Origin of the sequence: Anaeromyxobacter sp. Red801, from assembly GCF_049201065.2 — a bacterium.
Taxonomy (GTDB): domain Bacteria; phylum Myxococcota; class Myxococcia; order Myxococcales; family Anaeromyxobacteraceae; genus Anaeromyxobacter.
In genome coordinates, this window is the sequence record NZ_CM181236.1 from 4,652,888 (window position 1) to 4,677,180 (window position 24,293).

24 protein-coding genes are annotated in these 24,293 nt (G+C 71.2%); 18 read left to right on the forward strand and 6 right to left on the reverse strand.

Features of this window, described 5'->3' with window-relative positions:
• Window positions 1-38: 38 nt before the first annotated feature.
• From gyrB to dnaA, 5 genes are all read right to left on the reverse strand, one after another.
• Window positions 39-2,426, reverse strand: a complete 2,388-nt coding sequence (gyrB, locus tag ACOQFB_RS21435) for a DNA topoisomerase (ATP-hydrolyzing) subunit B (RefSeq protein ID WP_494492363.1) — start codon at window positions 2,424-2,426, stop codon at window positions 39-41.
• A gap of 186 nt (window positions 2,427-2,612) precedes the next feature.
• On the reverse strand, window positions 2,613-3,731 hold the full coding sequence (recF, locus tag ACOQFB_RS21440) for a DNA replication/repair protein RecF (protein WP_059436243.1): 1,119 nt from the start codon (window positions 3,729-3,731) through the stop codon (window positions 2,613-2,615).
• Window positions 3,732-4,859: a DNA polymerase III subunit beta gene (gene dnaN / locus ACOQFB_RS21445; RefSeq protein ID WP_059436242.1), complete on the reverse strand. Its 1,128-nt coding sequence runs from the start codon at window positions 4,857-4,859 to the stop codon at window positions 3,732-3,734.
• A 434-nt stretch (window positions 4,860-5,293) separates the two neighbouring features.
• Window positions 5,294-5,425 (reverse strand): hypothetical protein, encoded by a 132-nt coding sequence (locus ACOQFB_RS21450; protein ID WP_494492594.1) that lies wholly within the window; start codon window positions 5,423-5,425, stop codon window positions 5,294-5,296.
• Complete coding sequence (gene dnaA / locus ACOQFB_RS21455) at window positions 5,365-6,669, reverse strand: chromosomal replication initiator protein DnaA (RefSeq protein ID WP_502306247.1); 1,305 nt, start codon at window positions 6,667-6,669, stop codon at window positions 5,365-5,367. The genes ACOQFB_RS21450 and dnaA overlap by 61 nt, the downstream gene beginning before the upstream one ends.
• A gap of 289 nt (window positions 6,670-6,958) precedes the next feature.
• Here dnaA and rpmH point away from each other — a divergent pair, with 289 nt between their 5' ends.
• The 10 genes from rpmH (at window position 6,959) to ACOQFB_RS21505 (ending at window position 13,508) form a co-directional block, all read left to right on the forward strand.
• A complete protein-coding gene (gene rpmH / locus ACOQFB_RS21460; RefSeq protein ID WP_011423406.1) occupies window positions 6,959-7,108 on the forward strand; it encodes a 50S ribosomal protein L34 in 150 nt (49 codons plus the stop codon).
• Between the two features lie 8 nt (window positions 7,109-7,116).
• Window positions 7,117-7,467 carry a ribonuclease P protein component gene (gene rnpA, locus ACOQFB_RS21465; protein WP_421609477.1) on the forward strand — a complete coding sequence of 117 codons (351 nt, stop codon included), beginning with the start codon at window positions 7,117-7,119 and terminating at the stop codon, window positions 7,465-7,467.
• Window positions 7,464-7,694, forward strand: a complete 231-nt coding sequence (gene yidD, locus ACOQFB_RS21470) for a membrane protein insertion efficiency factor YidD (RefSeq protein WP_059436239.1) — start codon at window positions 7,464-7,466, stop codon at window positions 7,692-7,694. The genes rnpA and yidD overlap by 4 nt, the downstream gene beginning before the upstream one ends.
• Window positions 7,695-7,697: 3 nt before the next feature.
• Entirely contained in the window at window positions 7,698-9,341 is a 1,644-nt protein-coding gene (yidC, locus tag ACOQFB_RS21475) for a membrane protein insertase YidC (protein ID WP_421609478.1), read from the forward strand.
• A 10-nt stretch (window positions 9,342-9,351) separates the two neighbouring features.
• On the forward strand, window positions 9,352-9,861 hold the full coding sequence (locus ACOQFB_RS21480) for a Jag family protein (protein ID WP_421609479.1): 510 nt from the start codon (window positions 9,352-9,354) through the stop codon (window positions 9,859-9,861).
• Window positions 9,862-9,864: 3 nt separating this feature from the next.
• Entirely contained in the window at window positions 9,865-10,083 is a 219-nt protein-coding gene (locus ACOQFB_RS21485) for a hypothetical protein (RefSeq protein WP_059436236.1), read from the forward strand.
• An 8-nt stretch (window positions 10,084-10,091) separates the two neighbouring features.
• Window positions 10,092-10,739, forward strand: coding sequence for a 16S rRNA (guanine(527)-N(7))-methyltransferase RsmG (gene rsmG, locus ACOQFB_RS21490; RefSeq protein WP_421609480.1), 648 nt, complete (start codon window positions 10,092-10,094; stop codon window positions 10,737-10,739).
• A 488-nt stretch (window positions 10,740-11,227) separates the two neighbouring features.
• Window positions 11,228-12,007, forward strand: a complete 780-nt coding sequence (locus tag ACOQFB_RS21495; RefSeq protein WP_059436234.1) for a ParA family protein — start codon at window positions 11,228-11,230, stop codon at window positions 12,005-12,007.
• Window positions 12,004-12,900, forward strand: coding sequence for a ParB/RepB/Spo0J family partition protein (locus ACOQFB_RS21500; protein ID WP_059436233.1), 897 nt, complete (start codon window positions 12,004-12,006; stop codon window positions 12,898-12,900). The genes ACOQFB_RS21495 and ACOQFB_RS21500 overlap by 4 nt, the downstream gene beginning before the upstream one ends.
• A gap of 185 nt (window positions 12,901-13,085) precedes the next feature.
• Complete coding sequence (locus tag ACOQFB_RS21505) at window positions 13,086-13,508, forward strand: bactofilin family protein (protein ID WP_059436232.1); 423 nt, start codon at window positions 13,086-13,088, stop codon at window positions 13,506-13,508.
• Between the two features lie 158 nt (window positions 13,509-13,666).
• Here ACOQFB_RS21505 and ACOQFB_RS21510 read toward each other — a convergent pair whose 3' ends face one another.
• Complete coding sequence (locus ACOQFB_RS21510; RefSeq protein ID WP_237757803.1) at window positions 13,667-14,098, reverse strand: Hsp20/alpha crystallin family protein; 432 nt, start codon at window positions 14,096-14,098, stop codon at window positions 13,667-13,669.
• Window positions 14,099-14,249: 151 nt separating this feature from the next.
• On the opposite strand from ACOQFB_RS21510, the gene atpH reads away from it, so the two are divergent.
• From atpH to hemL, 8 genes are all read left to right on the forward strand, one after another.
• Window positions 14,250-14,789, forward strand: a complete 540-nt coding sequence (gene atpH / locus ACOQFB_RS21515) for an ATP synthase F1 subunit delta (protein WP_059436230.1) — start codon at window positions 14,250-14,252, stop codon at window positions 14,787-14,789.
• 43 nt (window positions 14,790-14,832) lie between these two features.
• Window positions 14,833-16,365, forward strand: a complete 1,533-nt coding sequence (gene atpA, locus ACOQFB_RS21520) for a F0F1 ATP synthase subunit alpha (protein ID WP_059436229.1) — start codon at window positions 14,833-14,835, stop codon at window positions 16,363-16,365.
• 23 nt (window positions 16,366-16,388) lie between these two features.
• Window positions 16,389-17,261 carry an ATP synthase F1 subunit gamma gene (gene atpG, locus ACOQFB_RS21525; RefSeq protein WP_421609481.1) on the forward strand — a complete coding sequence of 291 codons (873 nt, stop codon included), beginning with the start codon at window positions 16,389-16,391 and terminating at the stop codon, window positions 17,259-17,261.
• A gap of 19 nt (window positions 17,262-17,280) precedes the next feature.
• Window positions 17,281-18,729 (forward strand): F0F1 ATP synthase subunit beta, encoded by a 1,449-nt coding sequence (gene atpD, locus ACOQFB_RS21530; protein ID WP_012528429.1) that lies wholly within the window; start codon window positions 17,281-17,283, stop codon window positions 18,727-18,729.
• A 3-nt stretch (window positions 18,730-18,732) separates the two neighbouring features.
• The gene (locus tag ACOQFB_RS21535) at window positions 18,733-19,131 is read left to right on the forward strand and encodes a F0F1 ATP synthase subunit epsilon (RefSeq protein WP_059436227.1); all 399 of its coding nucleotides are present in this window, start codon (window positions 18,733-18,735) and stop codon (window positions 19,129-19,131) included.
• 270 nt (window positions 19,132-19,401) lie between these two features.
• A complete protein-coding gene (gyrA, locus tag ACOQFB_RS21540; protein WP_421609482.1) occupies window positions 19,402-22,131 on the forward strand; it encodes a DNA gyrase subunit A in 2,730 nt (909 codons plus the stop codon).
• On the forward strand, window positions 22,128-23,003 hold the full coding sequence (locus ACOQFB_RS21545) for a tetratricopeptide repeat protein (protein WP_059436225.1): 876 nt from the start codon (window positions 22,128-22,130) through the stop codon (window positions 23,001-23,003). Before gyrA ends, ACOQFB_RS21545 begins: the two co-directional genes overlap by 4 nt.
• Window positions 23,000-24,292 carry a glutamate-1-semialdehyde 2,1-aminomutase gene (hemL, locus tag ACOQFB_RS21550; RefSeq protein WP_421609483.1) on the forward strand — a complete coding sequence of 431 codons (1,293 nt, stop codon included), beginning with the start codon at window positions 23,000-23,002 and terminating at the stop codon, window positions 24,290-24,292. Before ACOQFB_RS21545 ends, hemL begins: the two co-directional genes overlap by 4 nt.
• The last annotated feature ends 1 nt before the right edge of the window (window position 24,293 follow it).

Consider the following 24,293-nt stretch of genomic DNA (forward strand, 5'->3'; position numbering starts at 1 on the left):
GGGGCCGGAGCGGCCCGGCGCCCGGTCGGCGCGGCCCGTCAGATGTCCAGGTTCTGGACGTCGAGCGCGTGCTTCTCGATGAACTCCCGGCGCGGCTCCACCGCGTCGCCCATCAGGATCGAGAACACCTCGTCGGCCTCGACCGTGTCGTCCACGCGCACCTGCAGCATGGTCCGGCGGGCCGGGTCCATGGTGGTCTCCCAGAGCTGCTCGGGGTTCATCTCGCCGAGCCCCTTGTAGCGCTGGATGGTCTGGCCCTGCCCGGCGGCCTTCTTGACGGCCTCGACCGCCTCGAACACGTCCAGCACCTCCTCGGCGCCCTCCGGCGTCTCGAGGCGGAACGGCCCGGGCCCGAGCTCGGCGATGGCGGCGTGCAGCGCCGCGAGCTCGCCCCACTCCGCGCCCGACAGGTAGTCGTGGTCGAGGCGGGTGTCGCGGGGCGCGCCGGCCATGCTGGTCTGGTAGACGAGCGCGTCGCAGCCGTGCTCCTCGTCGCGCTCGATCTTGGCGATGCGGACCTGGAGCTCCGGGTGGAGCTTCTGCGCCTTGTCGAAGATCTTCTGCACCTGCTCCTTCACCTGCTCGTGGTGCTTCAGCAGGTCGAGGTCGAGGTCGCCGAGCTGGATGGCGGCGTCCACGATGCGGCTGTCGCGCCGGCGGTCCACCCGCGCGAGCAGCGCCCGGTAGGCGATGGCGTCGCGGGCGAGGCGGGCGAGGTCGCGCCCCTCGATGACCGTCTCGCCGGCCACGAGCTTCGTCCGGTCGGTGCCGAGCGCGAGCAGGTACTCGTCGAGCGCCGCCTCGTCCTTGAGGTAGCTCTCCTTCTTGCCCTTCGCGACGCGGAACAGCGGCGGCTGCGCGATGTAGACGAGCCCGCGCTCGATCACGCTCGGCATCTGCCGGAAGAAGAACGTGAGGAGCAGCGTCCGGATGTGCGAGCCGTCCACGTCCGCGTCCGTCATGATGACGATCTTGTGGTAGCGGATCTTCTCGACGTCGAACTCCTCGGGGCCGATGCCGGTCCCGAGCGCGGTGATGATGGTCGCGATCTCCGCCGACCCGAGCATCTTGTCGAAGCGGGCCTTCTCGACGTTCAGGATCTTGCCGCGGAGCGGGAGGATGGCCTGGGTGCGCCGGTCGCGCCCCTGCTTCGCCGAGCCGCCGGCGGAGTCGCCCTCCACCAGGTACAGCTCCGACTCCTTGGGATCCCGCGACTGGCAGTCGGCGAGCTTGCCGGGCAGCGAGGCGCTGTCGAGCGCGCCCTTGCGGCGCACCGTCTCGCGCGCCTTGCGCGCCGCGATGCGGGCGCGGGCCGCCTCGGCCACCTTCCCGCAGACGCGCTTCGCGACGTTCGGGTTCTCCTCGAGGTAGGCGGAGAGCCGCTCGTTGAGCATGGTCTCGACCATGCTCTTCGCCTCGGTGTTGGAGAGCTTGGTCTTGGTCTGCCCCTCGAAGCTGGCGCCGGGGAGGCGGACCGAGATCACCGCGGCGAGCCCCTCGCGCATGTCGTCGCCGCTGGGCAGCTCGTCCTTCAGGTCCTTGAAGAGGTTGTTCTTCTGGCCGTAGGCGTTGATGGTGCGGGTGAGCGCCGCCTTGAAGCCGATGAGGTGCGTCCCGCCCTCGTGGTTGTGGATGTTGTTGGCGAACGCGAAGACCTTCTCGTCGTAGCCGTCGTTCCACTGCAGCGCGATCTCGACCAGCGCCGGGCCGCGCTCGGTCTCGACCTCCTGGCGCAGCGCGATGGGCGGCTGGAACAGCACGTTGCGGCTCTTGTTCAGGAACGCGACGAACTCGCGGATGCCGTCCTTGAACAGGAACTCGTGCTTCTTGCCGTGCCGCTCGTCCTCGATGGTGATCTTGAGGCCGGCGTTCAGGAAGGCGAGCTCGCGCAGGCGCCCGGACAGCGTCTCGAAGCTGTACTCGGTGGTCTCGAAGATGGTCGGGTCGGGCTTGAACGTGATGCGGGTGCCGCGGCGCTGCGTCTCGCCGATGGCGGAGACCTTGCCGGCGGGCGTGCCGCGGTCGTAGCGCTGCGCCCACACCTTGCCGTCGCGGTAGACCTCGGCCTTCAGCCACTCCGAGAGCGCGTTCACGCAGGTCACGCCCACGCCGTGGAGGCCGCCGGAGACCTTGTACGCGTTCGACTCGAACTTGCCGCCAGCGTGGAGCTTCGTCAGCACCACGTCGAGCGTGTCCATCCCCTTCACCGTCGGGTGAGGGCCGACCGGGATGCCCGAGCCGTTGTCGAGCACGGTGATGGAGTTGTCGGCGTGGATGGCGACGTTGATCTCGTTGGCGCGGCCGGCCATGGCCTCGTCCACCGAGTTGTCGACGACCTCGTAGACGAGGTGGTGCAGGCCGCGGGCGCCCACGTCGCCGATGTACATGTGCGGCCGCTTGCGCACGGCCTCGAGGCCCTCGAGCACCTTGATGGTGTCGGTCCCGTAGTCGTCATCCGCGGGAGCCGCGGGACGGGGCTCTGCTCGGCGGTGTCCAGGGGGGTCCTCGCTCGTTTCTCTGAAAGGTTCTCAGGTGTTGAGGCGACCCTGGGGTATAGCAGGCGCGGCCGCCGGAGGCAACGTCTTATCCGGACCGCAACCCCGCGAGCTTCTTCACGAAACCAGCGGGGAAACCACCCCCGATCGCACCTCGTAGAAGGCGGTGTCGGGGCCGGCGGCCGGCTCGATGAGGCGGCGGTCGGTGGTGGTGAGGAACGCCTGGGCGGGCAGCGCCGCCAGGTAGCCGAGCAGGAAGCGGTTCTTGGCCGGATCCAGCTCCGAGGACACGTCGTCGAGCAGCAGCAGCGGCGGCCGCCCCAGCGCCGCGCGCAGGTTCTCGATCTCGGCGATCTTGAGCGCGAGCACGAGCGCGCGCTGCTGGCCCTGGCTGCCGTAGAGCCGGGCGCCCTTCCCGCCGAGCGCGAGCACGAGGTCGTCCATGTGCGGCCCGGCCGACGTGAAGCCCTTCTCGCGGTCGCGCTCCAGCCGCGCCTCGAGCGCGCGGGCGAGGCGCGCGGCCACCTCGGCCTCCGGGTGGTCCACCTCCACGCCGCCGGCGGCGCGGTAGGCGAGGTGCGCCTCGGGGGCGGACGGCCCGGAGATCTCGGCGAAGGCGGCCCGGAGCCGCGGGGCGAGCTCCGCCACGAGGTCGCGCCGGCGCACCAGGAGGCGCGCCCCGGCGCGCACCAGCGGCTCGCGGAAGCTCGCCTCCACCTCCGGCGCCCCGCCGCGGAGCGCCGCGTTCCGCGCCCGGAGCGCCCGTACGTACTCGCGCGCCTCGCCCAGCACCGCCGGCCAGCGGTTGAACGCGGCGCGGTCGAGGAACCGCCGGCGCCCGTCCGGCCCGGCCTTCACGAGCAGGAGGTCGTCCGGCGAGAAGCAGACCGAGGCGAGGCCCTCGAAGTAGTCGTCGAGGCGGGCCCCGGAGCCGAGCGCCTTGCCGTCGAGCGAGGCGGTGCGGCCGCCCGCGGCCACCTGCACCGCCACCCGGCGCACGCCGCCCGGCCCCTCGAAGTCGCCGGCCACGCCGGCCCGGTCGGCGCCGAACCGGACCAGCTCCGCGAGCCGCACCGCGCGGAGCGGCTTCAGCGTGGTGAGGAAGTAGATGGCCTCGAGGAGGTTGGTCTTCCCCTGGCCGTTCTCGCCCAGGAGCACGGTGGCCCGCGGCGACGGCGCGAGCTCGACCGCGGCGAGGTTCCGGAAGTCCTGGACGTGGAGGGAGAGGAGCTTCACTCAGATGCGCATGGGCATCACGACGGCCGTGAAGCCCTGGTCCGCCTCCTCGCCGCCCTTCAGGACGCCCGGGGAGAGGTCGTCGGCGAGCTCGAACACCACCTCGTTCGACTTCACCGCCTGGAGGACCTCCATGATGTAGCGCGCGTTGAAGCCGATCTTGAGCGGCTCGCCCGCGTACTCCACCGGCACCTCCTCCTTCGCCTCGCCGAGGTCCGGGTTCTGCGAGAGGACGCGGAGCAGGTCCTTCGAGAGGTCCAGCTTCACCGCGTGCGCCTTGTCGGAGGAGAGCAGCGAGATGCGCCGCAGCGTCTCCAGGAACCGGCCGCGGCCCACCTTGAAGACCTTCTCGCCGGCCTTCGGGATGACCTGCTTGTAGTCCGGGAACAGCCCCTCGATGAGCCGCATCACCAGGACCACGTTCGGCCGGCGGAAGATGGCGCTGTTCTCGACGAACCCGAGCTTCGCCTCCGGCTTCTCCTCGCCGGACTCGGCCGCCTCGGCGAGCAGCTTCTTCAGCTCGGCGAGCCCCTTCTTCGGCAGGATCACGCCGCGCTTCAGGCCGAAGGTGGCGCCGACGGTGCGCTCGGAGAGCGAGAGGCGGTGGCCGTCGGTCGCGACCAGGCGGAGCGCGTCGCCGGCCGGCTCGAAGTAGACGCCGTTCAGGTTGTAGCGGGTCTCGTCGTTCGAGACGGCGAAGAAGGTCCGCTCGATCATCTCGAGCAGGAGCGCCGGGTCCACGTCGGCGAACGGCACCTTGTCGAAGCGGGGCAGCGCCGGGAAGTCCTCGGCGGGCAGGCCGACGATCCGGAACTCGGAGGGGCCGCTCTTCACCTCGAGGTAGTTGTTGTGCGCCTTCTTGAGCGTGACGGTCTGCTCGGGCAGCGCGCGGACGATCTCGTAGAGGTGGCGGGCCGAGACGGCCACCGCGCCCTCCTTCAGCACCTCGCAGGCGTGCTCGGAGGAGACGGCCAGGTCGAGGTCGGTGGCGGAGACGACGAGCTGGTCGCCCTTCTTCGCCTCGAGCAGGACGTGGGAGAGGATCGGCATCGTGCTCTTCTTCTCGACGATGCCCTGCGAGCGGCCGAGCGCCTTCGCGAGCTCCTGGGCGCCGATCTTCAGTTCCATGGGATGATCCTCTTCTTTGAGATCCGTCGTCGAAGCAGGGGGAGGACCGATGTGGAAAAGCGGCCGAGCGCCCTGATCCTGCTCGAGTTTCTTCCCCGGAAAAACCCGTGGATCCGGCTGGGTGTGGGTTGTGTAGCGCGCCGCGAGAGAGAGTGTCAACGCTCGCCCACAGCCCATCCCCAGCCGGATCGACGCAGGATCCACGGCCTTCCCACAGGCTGATCCGGGTGCGGGCCGACCGAGGGCGGTCCCTCGTGTCCGGCCGCGCCTGCGGCACGGCCTGCGCTCGGGATGCCGGCGAGCCTTCGGCGAGCCTGCGCTCGGGGCGAGCGGACCGGGAAGACGCTCGCCGTGGGCCCGTCGAAGGGTGACGGACGCACCGCGGCCTTCCCCGGCCGCGAGGCGGCGGGGCGAGGCGCGGCGGCGCGGGCGGGTCACGGGGCGAGCTTCGCGGAGAGCTGGGCCACGGCGGTGCGGACGGCGTCGTCCGACTCGAGGAGCCCCTTCACGCGGTCCACCGCGGCGATGACGGTGGTGTGGTCCTTCTTGTTGAACTTCTCGGCGATGGACTGGAACTTCTCCTTCGCCAGCTCGCGGCAGAGGTACATCGCCACCGCCGCGGGAACGCGATCTTCTGCTCGCGGGAGGCGCTGGTGAGCTTCGCGACCGTCAGCCCGTAGTGGCCGGCCACCGCCTCCTGGATCTTCTCGATGGGCGGGCGGTAGCCGGGCGGCGGGATGACGTCGGCGAGGACGTCGCGGGCGAGCGGCACCGTGATCGGCTCGCTCTTCAGGGAGGCGAACGCGGCGAGGCGCATGAGCGCGCCCTCGAGCTCGCGGACGTTCGACCGGATGTGCTGGGCGAGCAGCTGGGTGACGTCGTCCGGCAGGTCGATCTTCTCCACGTCCGCCTTCTTCTGGAGGATGGCGGCGCGGGTCTCGAACTCCGGCACCTCGATCTGCACCCGCATGCCCCACTCGAACCGCGAGCAGAGCCGCTCGTCGAGGCCCTTCAGCTCCTTCGGCGAGCGATCGCTGGAGAGCACGATCTGGACGTGGTGGTCGTGGAGCTCGTTGAACGTGTGGAAGAACTCCTCCGCCGTCTTGTCCTTGCCGGCGAGGAACTGCACGTCGTCCACCAGCAGCGCCGAGCACTCGCGGTACTTGCGGCGGAACTCGTCCATCGTGCCCCTGGAGAGGGCGGCGACGAAGTCGTTGGTGTAGCGCTCGGAGGAGACGATGGCGACGCGGCCGCCGCTCTTCTCCAGGATGGCGTGGGCCACCGCGTGGAGCAGGTGCGTCTTGCCCAGGCCGGAGTCGCCGTGGAGGAAGAGCGGGTTCCAGGTGCGGCCGGGGTTGGCGGCGACGGCCTGGGCGGCGGCGAAGGCGAAGTGGTTGGAGGCGCCGACCACGAAGGTGTCGAAGGCGTAACGCGGGTTCGGGCGCGAGTCGCGCGGCTCGAGGTGCGGCTCGGCCGTGCGCGCGGCCACGGCGGCGGCGGGCGGCGGGGCGGCCGGCACGCCGAGCGGGCGCGGCGCGTCGTCCACCGCGAAGGCGATCCGGAGGCGCTCGCCGGTCAGCTCCGGGATGAACTCCTCGAACCAGCCCCGGTAGTTGTCCTCCACGAAGTCGCGGTGGAACTTGTCCGGCGCGCCGATCTGGAGCCGCCCCTCGCCGAGCGAGACCGGGCGGAGCGGCTCGAACCAGCGCTCGTACAGGTCCTCGCGGCAGCGGGCGCGGAGGAACCCGTCGATGCGGGACCAGAGATCGTCGAGCGGCGTTTCCACGAGTGCGCTCGCAGGTGCTTCCATCCCCAAGTCCCCCAAGGACCGAAAACGCGAAAATGCCCCCCGTCCGCAGGCTCCCTGGGAGTCTGCGGCTCCACTCTTCGCTCGGTCTGCGAGGAGTCGGGCGGGCTCGTGGTGCGGGCGCGGAAGTTAGCGAAGGTTCGCCGCGCGGATCAAGGCCGAGTTGATCGTCGGCGAAAGCACGCAGGTTTCCGGCGAGGCCCCGGAGGCGATCCTGCGACGGCAGCGCCCGGAGGCCCGAAGTGCGCGGAAACCTTGACATCGCGCGAGCGATCGGGGAGTTTGCCGCGCCATGAAGCGGACTTATCAACCGAAGAAGCAGCGGAGGAACCGCACCCACGGTTTCCTCAAGCGTTCCAAGACCCCCGGCGGACGAAACGTCCTGAAGAGCCGGCGCGCCAAGGGCCGCAAGCGCCTCACCACGCGCGCGCCGAAGAAGTAGCGGCCGAGGTGAGGCTGCCGAAGGCGGCGCGGCTGCGGCGCCGCCGCGAGTTCGTCCAGGTCCAGCAGCACGGCAGGCGGCTGTACTCCGGAGACGTGCTCGTCCTCGCGCTCGTCTCCGGATCGCCCCGGCCGAGGATCGGGATCACGGTGTCCTCGAAGGTTGGAAACGCCGTCGAGCGGAACCGCGTGAAGCGCTGGGTCCGAGAGGCCTGGCGCGAGATCCGCCCCGAGTTCCCCCCCGTCGATCTGGTCGTCATCGCCCGCCCCACCGCATTGCGGATGGGCCTCGACGGCGCGCGCCGCGCGCTCGCCGCGGCCGCCCGCTCCCTCGGGGCGGCGCCCGGAGGCGGCGCGTGATCCGCGGCGCCCTGGTGCTGCTCGTCCGCATCTACCAGCGGCTCGTGTCGCCGCTCCTGCCGCCGGCCTGCCGCTTCTATCCGTCCTGCTCCGCGTACGCGGTCACCGCCCTCCAGCGCCACGGCGCGCTGCGGGGCTCGTGGCTGACCGTGCGCCGCGTTTGCCGCTGCCACCCGTTCCATCCCGGGGGTGTCGACCCGGTGCCGGAACTGACCCCTAAGAGGTAGACCTTGGGTCCTGACAATCGCCGCATCCTCCTCGCGACCGTGCTGTCGGTCGGCATCCTGATCCTCTGGCAGGTGATCTTCCCGTCGAAGAAGCCGCAGCCCCTGCCGAAGCCGGCCGCGGCGCCGGCGGAGGTGGCGAAGCCGACCGCCCCCGCGTCGCCGGCCCCGGGCTCCGCCGCGGCCGCGGTCCCGGCGCCGCCGCCCGACGCCCCCGAGGAGACGGTGAAGCTCGCCGGCAAGGGCTTCGAGGCGACGCTCACGACCTACGGCGGCGCGCTGAAGAGCCTCCGGCTCGAGGGCGACAAGTTCCGCAAGCAGGAGAAGGACCGCGAGGTGCAGATCGACCTCGTCCACGTGACGGACGGCCAGCCCTACCCGCTCTCGCTCTCGGCGTCGCCGGAGCTGGGCGGCGGCGGGGACGTGGCGGCGGATCCGGGCGCGCGCGCGCCCATGCGGATCGTGGCGAAGGACGCGTCGTCGGTGACGTTCGAGGGGCGCGTCGGGAACCTCGCCGCGAGGAAGACGTTCCGCGTGACCGGCAAGCCGTACGAGCTCGCGCTCGACGTCGAGCTCTCCGGCGGCGCGGGCAACGGGACCGTGGGCGTGCTCTACCCCGCGTTCATGCCGCCCGAGACGAAGAGCGGCGGCATCTTCTCCGGCCCGCCGCTCGACTTCGTGCGGCCGGTCTGCCGGGCCGGCACCACCACCGAGCGCTTCGACCTCGCCAAGGAGGGCGCGCCGGAGAAGCTCGAGGGCCAGGTGTCCTGGGCCGGCGTGGACCAGCACTACTTCGTGGCGGCGGTGCTGCCGGCGGAGCCCATCGGCACCTGCACGTTCGCGCGCGGGCCGGTGAAGGGCGCGGGCGTCGCCGCGCTCGCGGTCCCGGTGGAGGGCGGCGCGCGTAAGCTGTCGCTGACCGTGTACGCGGGCCCGAAGGACCTCGACACGCTGCGCGGCTACGGGCGCGGCTTCGAGAGCGCCATCGACTACGGCGCGGTGGCGAAGTTCTTCGCGCTGTTCGCGCGCGGCCTGCTCTACGTGATGCGCTGGCTCGAGGCGATCGTCCGGAACTGGGGCGTCGCCATCATCCTGCTCACCGTCCTCGTCCGCCTGGTGCTGTTCCCGCTCACGTACAAGTCGATGCAGTCGATGAACGAGATGCGGAAGCTGCAGCCGGAGATCGAGAAGCTGAAGGCGAAGTTCGGCGACGACCGCGAGAAGATGAACCTCGCGGTGATGCAGCTCTACCAGAAGCACAAGGTGAACCCGCTCGGCGGCTGCCTGCCCATGCTGCTGCAGATGCCGGTGTGGTTCGCGCTCTACGCGGCGCTGCAGACCTCGGTGGAGCTGTACCGAGAGCCGTTCCTCTGGATGAAGGACCTCACCGCGCACGACCCGTACTTCATCCTGCCCATCGCCATGGGCATCTCGAGCTTCGTGATGCAGAAGCTCTCGCCGCAGCCGGCCGACAACGCCCAGGCGAAGATGATGCTCTACTTCTTCCCGGGGTTCTTCACGGTCATCATGCTGTTCGTCCCGGGCGGCCTGACGCTCTACATCTTCGTCAACAACCTGCTCTCGATCGTGCAGCAGCAGCTCATGATGAAGCACCAGCAGGCGGCGCCCGCCCCGGCCGCCGGGAAGTAGCGGAGGAGCCATGGACGAGAGGCAGCCGAGGGAGGGCGCGCCGCCGCCGCGCGAGGCGCCCGAGAAGGTGGCCGCCGCCCGGTCGTTCCTCACCGAGCTGTTCCGCCGGATGGGCGGCGAGGTGGCGATCGAGGTGAAGGAGACGCCCGAGGCCATCGGCGTCGCCGTCACGCCCGCCGCCGGCAACCAGCTCGAGCTCTCGTCCGCGCTCGTCGAGGCGGCGCAGTACCTGGTGAACCGCGTCGTGAACCCGCGCTCCGAGGGGCGCAAGTGGGTGAACCTCGACGTGGGCGGCTTCCGCGAGGAGGGCGACCCGGCGGTCGAGGCCATGGCGGCGCGCCTGGCGGCGGCCGCGGTGCGGATGGGCCAGGTGCTGGCGGTCGCGCCCATCAGCCCCCGGGAGCGGCGGCAGATCCACCTCGCGCTGGTCGCGAGCGGCGAGGTCTCGACGCGCAGCGAGGGCGAGGGGATCTTCCGGCAGCTGCTCGTCATCCCCGCGAAGCGCGGGGCGAAGGAGTAGCCGTTGGCGAAGGAGAAGACCCGGGAGGAGAAGCTCTTCTCCGCCGCGGTGCTGCGGCGCTCCTTCGCGCTGCAGGACGATCAGTACCGGGACGGCTTCAAGTTCGTCTACGAGGGCGTGCTGCGCGACCTCGGGCTCGAGGACGCGGACGTCGAGGCGTTCCTCTCCGAGCACCTGGCCGAGGTGGACGCGGCCATCGGCCGGCGGGGCCGGAAGGCCTAGCCGCCGCCATGGACCCGGCCTTCCACGAGGCGCTGGCCCGCGGGATCGAGGCGCTCGGGCTGCCGGTGGACGCGGCGGCGCGGGCGCTCCTCGAGCGCTACGCGGATCGCCTCCTCGCCTGGAACCGGAAGGTCAACCTCACCGCCATCACCGCACCGGCCGAGCTCGCCGAGAAGCACCTGGTGGACAGCCTGGTGCTCCTGCCGCTCGTGGCCGGCGCGCGGACGCTGCTCGACGTGGGGAGCGGCGCCGGGCTGCCGGGGATCCCGCTCGCGTGCGCCCGCCGCGAGCTGTCGGTCACCTGCTGCGACGGCGTGGCGAAGAAGATCGCGTTCGTGAAGGCGGTCTCGGCCGAGCTGGACCTGCCGGTCCGCGGGGTGGCGGTGCGGGCCGAGGGCCACCCGGAGCGCGAGGGGCTGCCGCGCGCGGACGCGGTGGTGTCCCGGGCGCTCGCGGATCCGGATCGATGGGTGCCGCTCGGCGCCCGCTACCTCGCCGAGGGCGGGACGCTGCTCGCCATGCTCGGGCGCGAGGTGGATCGCGACGCGCTCCAGGCCGTCGGCGCGGCCGAGGGGCTGACGCTCGTCGGCCTGGACGTGTTCGAGCTGCCCATCTCGCGCGCCGCGCGGGCCGTGGCCCGCTGGCAGCGGAAGTAGGCGGCCGGGGTCGAACGCGGGCTCCCGCTCGTGGTTCGACAGGCTCACCACGAGCGGGCGTTCGTCTTCCCGCTCACCCTGAGCGTAGGCGAGCCGAAGGCTCGCCGGAGTCGAAGGGTCACCCTGAGCGTCCCTCGACTCCGCGCGGCCATGCGGCCGCGCTACGCTCGGGATGAGCGATTGGAGTCGAAGGGCGGCTGACCGCGGCGCCAGCCGGCCCGGCCGGCCGGCTTCCCCGGACTTCCCGCGCAGGAACCGGTGTTCCACGTGGAACGGCGGCACCGCCGCCGCGTGCGTGTTCCACGTGGAACAGGGTGGCCGCCGGGGGTCCTCCCGGCGCGGACGTTCCACGTGGAACGCCCCCGTGTCAGAGGGCTAGGGCATGGTCCCTCGGCACCGTCCCAGATCGGGACACCGGAACCGCAACGAGGGAACTCTTCTTGGACGAGACGTCGGCTGGGGGCATCGCCCCCGTGGAAGCAGGGCGCATGGGCCGCATCCTCACCATCGCGAATCAGAAGGGCGGGGTCGGCAAGACCACCACCGCCGTCAACCTGGCCGCGTCGCTTGCGGCCGCGGAGCACCGGACGCTGCTCGTGGACGTGGACCCGCAGGGGAACGCCGGCAGCGCGCTCGGCATCCGCCGGGACGAGTCGGAGAAGTCCATCTACGAGGTGCTCCTCGACGACCAGCCGCTCTCGGAGGCGGTTCGCAAGACCGAGCTCAAGTTCCTCGACCTCGTGCCCGCCTCGCGCCACCTGGTGGGCGCGGAGCTGGAGCTGGCCGAGCTCGACGCGCGCGAGTCGCGCCTGAAGCGCGCCGTGGACACGCTCGCGCCGAGCTACGAGTACGTGGTCATCGACTGCCCACCGTCGCTCGGCCTGCTCACGCTGAACGGCCTGGTGGCGGCGCAGGGCGTGATCATCCCGCTCCAGTGCGAGTACTACGCGCTCGAGGGGCTCGCGGACGTCCTGAAGACCATCGAGCTCGTGCGCGCCGCCGCCAACCCGGGCCTGACGGTGGACGGCATCGTCCTCACCATGTTCTCGCCCAACAACCTCGCGAACCAGGTCGCGGACGAGATCCGGAAGACCTTCGCGAGCCAGGTGTTCCGCACGGTGATCCCGCGGAACGTGCGGCTCTCCGAGGCGCCCAGCCACGGCAAGCCCATCCTGCTCTACGACGTGACGTCGAAGGGGTGTCAGAGCTACCTCGAGCTCGCAGGCGAGGTCGCCGCCCGCTTCGGCGCGGAGGGAGGTCTCGCGTGAGCATCGCCGAGAAGCGCCGCCCCGCCCTCGGGCGCGGAATGGCCGCCCTGCTGTCCAACGCCCCGCCCCCGCCCAGCGCGGCGGCGGCGCCCGCGCCCGCCATCCCGGGCCGGACGTTGCTCACGCTCCCGGTCGAGGCCATCGAGCGCAACCCGGAACAGCCCCGCAAGCGCTTCGAGGACGCGAAGCTCGAGGAGCTGGCGGCCTCGATCCGGCAGCACGGGATCGTCGAGCCGATCCTGGTGCGCAAGGACGGCGGGCGGTACCGGATCCTGGCCGGTGAGCGCCGCTGGCGCGCCGCCCAGCGCGCCGGGCTGAAGGAGGTCCCGGCGGTCCTGCGCGAGGCGACCGACCGCGAGGCCTTCGAGCTCGCGCTGGTCGAGAACCTCCAGCGCGCCGACCTGAACGCGATCGAGGAGGCGGAGGCCTACGAGGTCCTCCAGGCGGACCACGGCCTCACGCAGGAGGCGATCGCGACCCGCGTCGGCAAGGAGCGCTCCACCGTCGCGAACGCGCTCCGGCTGCTGAAGCTCCCGGAGGACGTGCGCGAGTCGGTCCGGGGCGGCCAGCTCGACATGGGCCACGCCCGCGCCCTGCTCGGCCTCGAGGAGGCCGAGGCGATCCGCAAGATCGCGCAGCGGGCCATCCGCGAGGGGCTGTCGGTGCGCGCCACCGAGGCGCTCGTGCGGAGCCTCTCCAAGAAGCCGTCGAAGGCGGGGCCCGCCGATCCGCCCGCCGACAGCCCGGCGATCCGCGACCTTGCGCACCGGCTGCAGCGCCGGCTGGGCGCGCGGTGCCGCGTCGTCCCCAAGTCTGCGGTCGCCGGGAAGCTCGAGGTTGAATACACCTCCCTCGACGAACTCGACGGAATACTGGCAAAGATCGGAGCGTAACAGTAGGGTTCGACGTCCCCGGTTCAAGGGACGTCGAGCCTGGGCCGGCGACGGCCGATCCAGTACCACTGTGAGGAAGGATGTCCTTCTGGAGCAAGCTGAGGGAGGACGCGCCGTCTGACGGCGTGTCCGGCCCGGCTGAAGACACGCCCACGAAGCCATCGAGGAACGAGGAGCCGCATTCCATGGCCATGCTGAAGCGCGAAGAACTCACCTCCATCCCGGCCGCGTCCGGGGATCTCAACGCCCTCCTGGGCCGCGGCTCGGAGTTCGAAGGGAAGCTCACCTTCGAAGGCACCGTCCGCATCGACGGCAAGTTCACCGGCACCATCGTGACCAACGATGTGCTGGTGGTCGGCGAGGGCGCCAAGGTGTCCGCCGAGATCACCTGCGGCACGGTGATCGTCCACGGCGAGATCAACGGCAACGTCCGCGCGAAGAACGCGGTCGAGCTGCACCATCCCGCCAAGATGCGGGGCAACATCGAGGCCCCGTCGCTCATGATCGAGAAGGGCGTCATCTTCGAGGGTCAGACGAAGATGGAGGCGCTCGACAAGAACGCGTCGAAGCCCGCCCCGGCCCCGGCCGTCGCGGCCGTCAAGCCGTAACGCGGCGCGTCAGACCGTGGGCATGAGAAAAGCGGGCTCCGGAGACGGGGCCCGCTTTTCGTTGATGCGCGATCGCGCGCAGTCACGGGCCCCGCGCAGCAGGGTGGGGCCCCGCGGAGCTCCGCTCCGTGGGGCGGGGCGCAGCCCCGTCGGATCACTCAGGTGATCTTCACCTGGATGGCGCGCGGCTTGGCCTCGGCGCGCTTCGGCAGCGTCACGGCCAGCACCCCGTTCTTCGCCTCGGCGCGGATGTGCTCCGCGTCCACGGTGCTCGGGAGCGTGAAGGACCGGGTGAAGGTGCCGTAGCCGAGCTCCACGCGGTGGTAGTTCTCGCGCTTCTCCTCGTGCTCGAGCTTCCGCTCGCCCCGCAGCGTCAGCACGCCGTTCTCGAAGCGGACCTCCACGTCCTTCGGGTCCACCCCGGCCAGCTCGAAGCGGAGCGTCACCGCGTCCTCGTCCTCGTAGATGTCGCACGCGGGCGTCCAGCCCACCGACTCGCCGGCGCGGAACAGGCGGTCTTCGCCGAACATGCGGCTCATCTCGTCCTGCAGCCTCGCCAGGTCGCGGAAGGGCTCGAATCTGGTCAGCATCGCCATGATTTTTGACCTCCTTTTAGGCGCGGGGAACGTAAGTCGACGGGTGCGGGTGTCAAACGAGGCCCGAACCCCGCGAAAGTCCACGGACTAAATCCGGGACGTACTTGACCGGGGCGCCTGCGACATGCTACGGAGCGCGTCCCTTATGCTCATGGGTTCCATCGCCCGCCGGTACGCCCGGGCGCTCTTCAGCCTCGCCGTCGAGCAGGGCCGTGTCGAGCCCTGGAACGACGCGCTTCAGGTCCTGAAGAACGCCGTCGAAGGCTCCCCCGATCTGCGCGACGTCCTGTCCAACCCGGTCTACTCGAAGGAGCAGCGCCGGGCCATCGTGGAGAAGCTGGCCTCCGCGCTGAAGCTCGAGCGCGAGCCGGCCAACCTCCTCTTCCTGCTCGGCGACCGGAACCGCCTCGCCTACCTGGCGGCGGTGGTGGACACCTTCCGCGCGCTCGCCGATCAGCACCTCGGCCGCCTCCGCGCCCGGGTCACCTCCGCGGTGCCCCTCGACGCGCAGGCCGCGCAGTCCATCGCCGACCGCCTCTCGCAGGCGACGAAGGCGACGGTCCTCCTCGATCGCGCGGTCGACCCGGCCCTCCTCGGCGGCGTCGTCGCCCAGGTCGGCAGCCTCGTCTACGACGGCTCGCTGCGGACCCAGCTCGAGGACCTCCGCAAGACCTTGAAGCAGTAACGAACTCGCTCCCCTCACAGCATCGCCCCGGAGAACCGATCCGATGGAAATCCGCGCCGACGAGATCAGCCGCATCATCCGCGAGCAGATCAAGGACTACGGGAAGAAGGTCGAGGTCGCCGAGACCGGCTCCATCCTGAGCCAGGCGGACGGCGTCGCCCGCATCTACGGCCTCGCCGGCGCCGCCGCCGGTGAGCTGCTCGAGTTCCCGGGCGGCGTGCGCGGCCTGGTCCTCAACCTCGAGGAGGACAACGTCGGCGCCGCCATCATGGGGCCCTACGAGCACATCCGGGAGGGCGACCCGGTCAAGCGCACCGGCCTCATCGCCGAGGTGCCGGTGGGCGAGGAGCTGCTCGGGCGCGTGGTGGACGGCCTCGGCAACCCCATCGACGGCCGCGGGCCCATCACCTCGAAGCACACCCGCAAGATCGAGATCAAGGCCCCCGGCATCGTGAAGCGCAAGTCGGTGCACGAGCCGATGCAGACCGGCCTGAAGGCGATCGACGCGCTCGTGCCCATCGGCCGCGGCCAGCGCGAGCTGATCCTGGGCGACCGCCAGACCGGCAAGACCGCGGTGGCGATCGACACCATCCTCAACAACAAGGGCAACAACCTCTACTGCTTCTACGTCGCCATCGGCCAGAAGCAGTCCACCGTCGCGCGCGTGGTCGACACGCTCAAGAAGTACGGCGCGATGGAGTACACGACGGTCATCTCCGCCAGCGCCTCCGACCCGGCGCCGATGCAGTACCTCGCGCCGTACACCGGCGTGACCATGGCGGAGTACTTCCGCGACTCCGGCCGCCACGCCCTCATCATCTACGACGACCTCTCCAAGCAGGCCGTGGCGTACCGCCAGCTCTCGCTGCTCCTCCGCCGCCCGCCGGGCCGCGAGGCGTACCCGGGCGACGTGTTCTACCTCCACAGCCGCCTGCTCGAGCGCGCCGCCAAGCTCTCCGACAAGGAGGGCGCCGGCTCGCTGACCGCGCTCCCCATCATCGAGACGCAGGCCGGCGACGTGTCGGCGTACATCCCGACGAACGTCATCTCCATCACCGACGGCCAGATCTTCCTCGAGTCGAACCTGTTCTACCAGGGCGTCCGGCCGGCCATTAACGTCGGCATCTCGGTGTCCCGCGTCGGCGGCTCCGCGCAGATCAAGGCCATGAAGCAGGTGGCCGGCTCGCTGAAGCTCGACCTCGCCCAGTACCGCGAGCTGGCGGCGTTCGCGCAGTTCGGCTCCGACCTCGACAAAGCCACCCAGGAGACGCTGGCCCGCGGCGAGCGCCTGGTCGAGCTGCTGAAGCAGGGCCAGTACGCGCCGCTCTCCGTCGAGAAGCAGGTCATCCAGATCTACGCCGGCACGCAGAAGGACACGGACGGCCAGAACTGGATCCGCGCGGTCCCGACCGAGCAGGTGGTCCGCTACATGCGCGAGCTGCTCGAGTTCCTCGACGCCCGGCACCCCGGCATCGCCAAGGCGATCGCCGAGAAGAAGGCGCTCGACGACGGCATCCGCAAGGACCTCGACGCCGCGCTCCGGGAGTTCGCCGGCATCTTCAAGATCGAGGGCTAGCCGCCCGAGGAGACGAGGCTCCCGTGCCTTCCCTTCGCGACATCCGCAACCGCATCGGCTCGGTCCGCTCGACCCGGCAGATCACCAAGGCCATGAAGATGGTGTCCGCGGCGAAGCTCCGCCGCGCGCAGGACGCCGTCCTCAAGACCCGGCCGTACGCGATCCTGCTGGACCAGACGCTCTCCCGGCTGGCGGCCCGCGCCGCCGCCGAGGAGCAGGTGGCCCACCCGCTGCTCGCGCCGCGCGACCAGCGCACCGCCGAGGTGGTGGTCGTCACCAGCGACCGCGGCCTGGCCGGCGGCTTCAACTCCAACATCTGCCGCTTCGTCCAGCGCTTCCTCACCGAGAACGGCGACCGCTTCGAGCGGATCGCGCTCTCCACCGTGGGGAAGAAGGGCCGCGAGTACTTCAAGGCCCGCAAGCTCGACATCCGCAAGGACTACACCGGCATCCACGCGAACCTCGCCTACGAGAAGGCCGAGGCGCTCGCGCGCGAGGCCACCGAGCGCTACCTCGCCGGCGAGGTGGACACCGTCTTCCTCGCCTACAACGAGTTCAAGAGCGCCATCTCCCAGAAGCCGGTGGTGGTGCAGCTGCTCCCCATCGACACCTCGGCCGCCGGCGCGGACACCGCCGGCATCGACTTCAGGTACGAGCCCTCCCGCGAGGCGCTGCTCGCCGAGCTCCTGCCCCGCCACGTGGCGATGCAGGTGTGGCGGGCGCTGCTCGAGTCCGCCGCGTCGGAGCACGGCGCGCGCATGAGCGCGATGGAGTCGGCGACCAAGAACGCCGAGGAGATGATCGCGTCGCTCAGCCTCCAGTACAACCGGGCGCGCCAGGCCTACGTGACGAAGGAGCTCATGGAGATCGTGGGCGGCGCCGAGGCGCTCAAGTAACGGTCCCCGAAAGGAAGACATGGCCACCGCTACGAACGTTGAGAACGGCAGGATCACCCAGGTCATCGGCCCGGTGGTGGACGTCGAGTTCCCGCCCGGCGCGCTGCCCGACATCTACACCGCGCTCAAGGTGACGAACCCGGGCGTGGACGACCGCCAGGACAACCTCGTCATCGAGGTGTCGCAGCACCTCGGCGAGAACACCGCGCGCTGCATCGCGATGGACTCCACCGACGGCCTGGTTCGCGGCATGCCGGTGAAGAACACCGGCGCCCCCATCGCCGTGCCGGTGGGCAAGGAGGTGCTGGGCCGCATCCTGAACGTGGTGGGCGAGCCGGTGGACGAGCGCGGCCCGGTGGCCGCGACCCGCACGCTCCCCATCCACCGCGCGGCCCCGCTGCTCACCGACCTCAACGTGAAGGTCGAGGCGTTCGAGACCGGCATCAAGGTCATCGACCTGCTCGCCCCGTACCTCCGCGGCGGCAAGATCGGCCTGTTCGGCGGCGCGGGCGTGGGCAAGACCGTGCTGCTGATGGAGCTCGTGAACAACGTCGCGAAGAAGCGCGGCGGCTTCTCGGTGTTCGGCGGCGTGGGGGAGCGGACCCGCGAGGGCAACGACCTCTACCACGAGATGATCGAGGCGGGCGTCATCAACAAGGACGACCTGTCGAAGAGCCAGTGCGTGCTGGTGTACGGGCAGATGAACGAGCCGCCCGGCGCCCGCGCCCGCGTCGCCCTCTCGGCGCTCACCGTGGCGGAGTACTTCCGCGATGTCGAGAACCGAGACATGCTGCTCTTCATCGACAACATCTTCCGGTTCACCCAGGCCGGCTCCGAGGTGTCCGCGCTCCTCGGCCGCATCCCGTCCGCCGTGGGTTACCAGCCGACGCTGTCCACCGAGATGGGCGAGCTGCAGGAGCGCATCACCTCCACGCAGAAGGGCGCCATCACCTCGGTGCAGGCCATCTACGTGCCCGCCGACGACCTCACCGACCCGGCGCCGGCCACCGCGTTCGCGCACCTCGACGCCACCACGGTGCTGAACCGCAAGCTCACCGAGATCGGCATCTACCCCGCGGTGGACCCGCTCGACTCGACCTCGCGCATCCTCGACCCGAACGTCGTCGGGCAGGAGCACTACGCCGTCGCCCGCGCGGTCCAGGAGACCCTGCAGCGCTACAAGGACCTGCAGGACATCATCGCCATCCTCGGCATGGACGAGCTCTCCGAGGACGACAAGCTCACCGTGGCGCGCGCCCGCAAGATCCAGCGCTTCCTCTCCCAGCCCTTCACCGTCGCCCAGCAGTTCACCGGCAACCCGGGCAAGTACGTCGAGCTCCCCGACACGATCCGCGGCTTCAAGGAGATCGTGGACGGCAAGCACGACGACCTGCCGGAGCAGGCGTTCTACATGGTCGGCGGGATCGAGGAGGCGGTGGAGAAGGCCAAGAAGCTCACCGCGGGGTAATCCATGGCGCTCACGCTCGACATCGTCACGCCGGAGAAGCGGGTCCTCTCGGTCCAGGTGGACGAGGTCCGCGCGCCCGGCGTGCAGGGCGGGTTCGGCGTCCGGCTGAACCACGAGCCCTTCATGACCGCGCTCGAGCCCGGCCGGCTCACCTACGTCGAGGGCGGGCGGGAGCACCACTACGCCGTCGGCGGCGGGTTCCTGCAGGTCGCCGACAACCGCGTCATCGTGCTCGCCGACACCGCCGAGGCGGCCGGCGAGATCGACGTGGAGCGCGCCCGGAAGGCCTTCGAGGACGCGCAGAACCGGCTGCTCCAGCTCACCGAGCAGGACGAGGGCCACTCGGCCGAGTCGGCGCGCGTGCGCCGCGCCGCGGCCCGGCTCACGGTCGCGGGCCGCTAGGCGGCGCGAAACAGGCTTCCCACGGCGGGGAAGGCGCTCCGGCGCCTTCCCCGCCGCCGTTTCAGGGCCTTCGCTGGCCCGCGCCCGCCCCGTCCGCGCCGCACGGTGCGTGAATTCCGCGCAGCGCGGACGCCTCCCCGGCGCGGCGCCGCGCCCGCCCCGCCGCAGCGCGGCAAACGCATTGAATCTCCAAGGGGAATCGGATAAAACCACCCCTCCCAGCGGAGCGGTCGCACACGCTCCGCGCGCCGCCTGGCCGCGAGCCCGCCGATGCCCGAAGACACCCTGCCCCCGACCCCTCCCGACGCGCCCGCGCCCCCGCCGCCCCCGGCGCCGCCCGGGGGCCCGCAGGTCAACATCGAGCAGGAGATGCGCAAGTCGTATCTCGACTACTCGATGTCGGTGATCATCGGCCGCGCGCTCCCCGACGTGCGCGACGGCCTGAAGCCGGTGCACCGCCGCGTGCTGTACGCGATGCACACCGAGGGGCTGCACCACAACAAGCGCTACTCGAAGTGCGCCGGCGTCGTGGGCGAGGTGCTGAAGAAGTACCACCCGCACGGCGACGCCTCGGTCTACGACGCGCTGGTGCGCCTCGCGCAGGACTGGAACCTGCGCTACCCGCTCATCGACGGCCAGGGCAACTTCGGCTCGGTGGACGGCGACCCCGCCGCGGCCTACCGCTACACCGAGTGCCGCCTGGAGCGGCTCTCCGACCACCTCCTCGCCGACATCGACAAGGACACGGTCGACTGGGGCCCGAACTTCGACGAGTCGATCCTCGAGCCGCGCGTCCTGCCCACCCGCTTCCCGAACCTGCTGGTGAACGGGTCGGCCGGCATCGCGGTGGGCATGGCCACCAACATCCCGCCCCACAACATGGGCGAGGTGATCGACGCGGCCGTCCACCTCATCGAGAACCCGAAGGCCACCGTCCTCGAGCTGATGCGCTTCATCCCGGGGCCGGACTTTCCCACCGCCGGGTTCATCCACGGCCGCGACGGCATCCGCGCCGCCTACGAGAAGGGGCGCGGCACCATCCAGGTGCGGGCGCGCACGGTGGTCGAGATCCACCCGAAGACCGAGCGCGAGACCATCGTCGTCACCGAGATCCCGTACCAGGTCAACAAGGCGAAGCTGGTCGAGCACATCGCCGAGCTGGTGCGCGAGAAGCGGATCGAGGGCATCAGCGACCTGCGCGACGAGTCCTCGCGCGAGGGCATGCGCATCGTCATCGAGCTGAAGCGCGACGCGATGGCGCAGGTGGTGCTGAACAACCTGTACGCCCACACGCAGATGCAGATGGGCTTCGGCGTGATCATGCTCGCCATCGACGGCGGGCAGCCGCGCATCCTCACGCTGAAGGAGATGCTGGAGCGCTTCGTGGCGCACCGCCGCGACGTGGTCACGCGGCGCACCCGCTACGAGCTGCGCAAGGCCCGCGAGCGCGAGCACATCCTGCTCGGCTACCAGATCGCGCTCGACCACATCGACGAGATCATCGAGCTCATCAAGAAGGCGAAGGACCGCGACGCCGCCCGCGACGAGATGATGGCGCGCTTCGCGCTGTCCGAGCTCCAGGCGAAGGCCATCCTGGAGATGCAGCTCCAGCGGCTCACCGGCCTGGAGCGCCAGAAGATCCTGGACGAGCTGGCCGAGGTGCAGAAGCTCATCACCCGGCTGAAGGAGATCCTCGGCTCCGAGAAGGTGCTGATGGAGGTGATCGTCGGGGAGCTGAAGGAGGTGAAGCAGCTCTTCGCCGACGAGCGCCGCACCGAGATCCAGGGCGAGGCCACCGACCTCTCCACCGAGGACCTCATCGCCGAGGAGGAGATGGTCGTCACCGTCTCGCACCTCGGCTACGTGAAGCGGAACCCGGTGTCGCTCTACCGCGCGCAGAAGCGCGGCGGGCGCGGCAAGACCGGCGCCGCCACCCGCGACGAGGACTTCCTGGAGAGCCTGTTCGTCGCCTCCACGCACAGCTACCTGCTCGTCTTCTCCGACAAGGGGAAGGTCTACTGGCTGAAGGTCCACGAGATCCCGCCCGCCGGCCGCACCGCCAAGGGCAAGCCCATCGTGAACCTGGTCCAGCTCGCGCCCGGCGAGAAGGTCGCGGCGATCCTGCCGGTGCGCCGGCTGCCCGAGCCGCCGGGCGCGGCCGACGAGGCGGCCGAGGCCGAGGGCGACGAGGCCGAGAAGGCGGAGGAGGTCGCGGCCGAGGGCACGCCCGCCTTCGTCTTCATGGCCACGCGCAAGGGGCTCATCAAGAAGACCCGCCTCGACCAGTTCGCCCGGCCGCGCGCGGCCGGCATCATCGGCCTCGGCATCGAGGAGGGCGACGAGCTCATCACCGCGCGCCTCACCGACGGCCGCAGCCACATCCTGCTCTCGACCGCGCGCGGCATGGCCATCCGCTTCGAGGAGTCGGACGTCCGGCCCATGGGGCGCACCGCCTACGGCGTGAAGGGCATCACGCTCGAGGAGGGCGACGAGGTGGTCGCCGGCGCCGCCATCGCGGCCGCAGCCGAGGGCGAGCAGGCGCACACCGTCCTCACGGTCACCGCCAACGGCTACGGCAAGCGCACCGAGCTCGCCGAGTACCGGGTGCAGACCCGCGGCGGCAAGGGGATCATCACCATCAAGACCACCGAGCGGAACGGCCCGGTGGTCGCGGCGGCCACCGTCGGCGACGCCGAGGAGGTGATACTCATCACCAACGCCGGCATGCTCATCCGCATGCCCGCGCGCGGGATCAGCGTCATCGGCCGGAACACGCAGGGCGTCCGCCTCATCACGCTCGAGTCGAAGGAGGAGCAGGTGGTGGGCGTGGCGCGCGTCGCCGAGACCACCCCGGAGGCCGAGGAGGCGGGCGTGCGCGAGGAGCCGGAGGGCGCCGCGCCGGTCGAGACCGCGCCCCAGGACGGCGACGTCGGCGGCGACGCCGGCGACGCCTCCGGCGAGGGCGGCGAGGGCGGGGAGGGGCCGGAGGAGCAGGGGTGAGCCCGCCCCGGTCCCGCTGGGCCGCCGCGGCGCTGGCCGCGGCGCTCGCCCTCGGCTGCGGCTCGGCCGAGCGCAAGCTCGAGGCCGCCACCGCGCTCCGCCACGCCGGCGATCCGCGCGGCGCGCTCGCCGGCTACCAGCAGCTCCTCGCCGATCTCGGCGAGGGGCAGCTCGGGAAGGCCGACGCCGAGGTGCGCTGGAAGGCGCTCAAGTTCGCGGGCGACGTCTCGTACCTCGAGCTGGGCGACTACCAGAGCGCCCTCGCCTACTACCGCCGCATCATCTCGCTCCACCCGGGCGGCCCCGAGGCGCACGAGGCGCGCGGCCGGCTCGGCGACATCTTCCGCGACCGCTACGGCGACCACCTCGCCGCCATCACGCAGTACGCGGACGTGGCCGGCTCCGACTCGCCGGACGCGCCGCGCTACCAGCTCGAGGTGGCGCGCGAGTACCTGGCGCTGAAGCGCTGGGAGCAGGCGCGCACCGAGGCGCGCATCCTGCGCGAGAAGTGGCCGACGCACGAGCTGGCCGACGAGGCGCAGCTGCTCACCGGGCAGTCGTGGGCGCTGGAGCGCCGCGACGAGGAGGCGCTGGGCGCGTTCCAGGCGCTGGTGGACCGGCGCTCGCGCCCGGACGTGAAGGCGCGCGCGCTGGAGGCGCAGGCGCAGATCCACGCGCAGTCCGGCGACCTCGACCGCGCGCTCGAGCTGTACGCGCTGGCGCTGCCGGGGCACCCGAACCCGGACGCGATCCGGACCAACATCGAGGCGGTGCGCGAGCGGCGGGCGCGGGCGGGAACGGCCCGGCCCGGCGACCGCGCCGCGGCGTTCGACAAGGGGCCGGCGAAGCCCGCCCCGCGGGAGGGACCATGAAGACCGAGCTGTCGCAGAAGCTGTTCGAGAAGGCGAACGACCTGTTCCCCGGGGGCGTGAACAGCCCGGTGCGCGCGTTCAAGGGCGTGGGCGGCACGCCGCGCTTCATCGCGCGCGCCAGGGGCTCGCACATCGTGGACGTGGACGGGAACGACTACGTCGACTACGTGCTGTCCTGGGGCCCGATGATCGTCGGGCACTGCCACCCCGAGGTGATGCGCGAGGTGCAGGACGCGATGAAGGAGGGCTCCTCCTTCGGCGCGCCGTCGCCGCGCGAGATCCTGCTCGCCGAGCTGGTGCGCGAGCGGATGCCGTGGGTGGAGAAGATGCGGTTCGTCTCCTCCGGCACCGAGGCCACCACCTCCGCCATCCGCGTGGCGCGCGGCTTCACCGGGCGCGACGACATCGTGAAGTTCGACGGCTGCTACCACGGCGCCGGCGATCCGCTGCTGGTGAAGGCCGGCTCGGGCGTCGAGACCCTCGGCCTCCCCGACTCGCCCGGCGTGCCCGCGGACGTGGCCCGCCACACCCTCACCGCCCCGTACAACGACCTCGGCGCGCTGGAGAAGGTGTTCGAGGCGAAGGGCAGCTCGATCGCGGCGGTGATCCTCGAGCCGGTGGTCGGCAACATGGGCGTGCTCGTGCCGCGCCCCGGCTTCCTCGAGGGCGTCCACGCGCTGTGCCGGAAGCACGGCGCGCTCTTCATCGTGGACGAGGTGATGACCGGCTTCCGCCTCTCCGCGGGCGGCGCCTGCGGCCTGTACGGCCTCCGCCCCGACCTCGTCACCTTCGGCAAGGTGATCGGCGCGGGCCTGCCGGTGGGCGCGTTCGGCGGCCGCCGCGACGTGATGGACCGGGTGGCGCCGGCCGGGCCCATCTACCAGGCCGGCACGCTCTCCGGGAACCCGATGGCGATGGCCGCGGGCCACGCCGCGCTGAAGCTCATGACCGAGGCGGCCTACCGGAAGCTCGAGACGCTCTCGGCCGCGCTCGGCGACGGCCTCGTCGCCGCCGCGGCCGAGGCGAAGGTGCCGGTGCAGCTGAACCGGGTCGGCTCGATGCTGACCGTGTTCTTCTCGGAGAAGCCGGTGTTCGACGCGGCCAGCGCGCGCGCCTGCAACACGCGCCGCTTCGGCGCGTTCTTCCACGCCATGCTCGAGCACGGCGCCTACCTGCCGCCCTCGCAGTTCGAGGCGGCGTTCCTCTCCACCGCCCACACCGACGACGACGTGGCGCGCACCGTGGCGGCGGCGCGCGTGGCGTTCGCCGAGGCCGCGAAGGTGGCCTGAC